Source organism: Natronorubrum halalkaliphilum (genome assembly GCF_009834785.1).
Classification (GTDB): Archaea; Halobacteriota; Halobacteria; order Halobacteriales; family Natrialbaceae; genus Natronorubrum; species Natronorubrum halalkaliphilum.
This window is the reverse complement of the sequence record NZ_WUYX01000059.1, coordinates 1-1,491: the sequence shown is the minus strand read 5'-3', so window position 1 is coordinate 1,491 and position 1,491 is coordinate 1. Positions and strand designations below refer to the sequence as shown.

At 54.5% G+C, this 1,491-nt stretch carries 1 protein-coding gene; it reads left to right on the top strand.

The genetic code is table 11. From position 1 onward, the window contains the following. Window positions 1–54 precede the first annotated feature (54 nt). Window positions 55–1,470 carry an IS4 family transposase gene (locus GS429_RS16850; RefSeq protein WP_160066516.1) on the top strand — a complete coding sequence of 472 codons (1,416 nt, stop codon included), beginning with the start codon at window positions 55–57 and terminating at the stop codon, window positions 1,468–1,470. Window positions 1,471–1,491 lie beyond the last annotated feature (21 nt).

Genomic DNA, 1,491 nt, shown 5'->3' with positions numbered 1-1,491 from the left:
CCTGTCTCTTACCCACAAATCCTATCGCCGTAGTTCGTGGAGACAGAGACCAAGATGCAGAGCGGTTCACAAAGTCGGTGGACAGATATAGGCGAGTCGAGTCTGTGTCAGACCGATGTCTCTGGCACGGTTCGAGAGGAGTTCCAGTCTGCTGAGTTTGGTGACGAACGGCTCACTGACCGATTGATACAGGTCGGCGATCGGCTCGGCAGGGCACCTGCCGAGTCGATCCCCAACGCTTGCGAGGACTGGGCCTCCACAAAGGCTACGTACCGATTTTGCGATAACGAACGTGTGGACCCAGACGAGATCCTCTCCGCCCACACGCAAGAACAACACTCACGTGTCGATGACAATGAGGAACTCTTGATCGTCTCCGACACGACTGAGCTCGTGTTCCCGAGACATCCGTCCAAGGAAGGACTCGGTGACATCGGCAACTCTACCACGGATCTCGAAGGTATCAAGGTCCACTCAACGATCGGAGTCGATCCACAGACACATCGCATGACTGGGGTCATCGATCAGCAGTCGCTGATCGAGGACCAACAGGCCAGCACCAAACACGATGCGAATGGGAAGGGTGAGCCGATCGAATTAGAGAGCGAACAGAAAAAATGGATTCGAGGAGACAGGCAAGCCAGCGACTGGCTTGCCGAGGAGATACGGCCGATATTCATCCACGACCGAGGAGCTGATGCATTTGCGTTCTACCGCGAAGTTACAGACGACTTGGACGCTGGGTTCGTCGTCCGTGCGAATCAGAATCGCTGTATTCAGACGCCGTCTGGAACGGACGGACGTCTGATTGACTGGAGTGAAGATCTCCCCGAACAAGGTCGCACGTCGATAGAGATCGAACAAGGAAGTGGAAGAGAAGCTAGAGAGGCTGAGCTCATCGTCAAAGCCGGCTCGTGTAATCTGCTTCCACCTCAGAACGATCCAACTTACACCGAGCCAGTCGAAGTAAACGTCGTACGGATCGACGAACTTGGAGAACAAGACGACCCGATTCAGTGGGTGTTACTCACCACTGAATCGGTCGCTGAGTTCAGTGATTCGCTGAGTGTGGTAGAGTCTTACCGCGCCCGATGGACAATCGAAGACTGGCACAAGGTGCTGAAGACTGGATGCCGAATTGAGGAACGGCGGCTGGAAACGTGGGAACGCATGGAAGTCTTGTTGAGTATCTATTCGGTAATCGCGTGGAAGGTGCTGGAGTTACGGGAACTTGCTCGGGGAGACGCATACTGCTCACCTGATGTCCTTCTGAGCGAGACTGAACGGTCATTTCTGGAAACGAAATTTCCAGAATTGACCGACAACGGGGCTCAAGCGTACGCAATTGCGGTAGCGAAGATCGGCGGCTACCTTGACCGAGGTTCCGATCCACCGCCCGGTTGGGAGACGATGTGGAAAGGCCTCAAGAAACTTCAGACCTGGGTAGAGGGATACGAACTGCGCTCCTGAGACTTATGGGTAAGAGACAGG

Bases quoted from the DNA above. Each gene is read 5' to 3' on its own strand.
- GS429_RS16850 (WP_160066516.1), top strand. From the start codon at position 55: ATGCAGAGCGGTTCACAAAGTCGGTGGACAGATATAGGCGAGTCGAGT.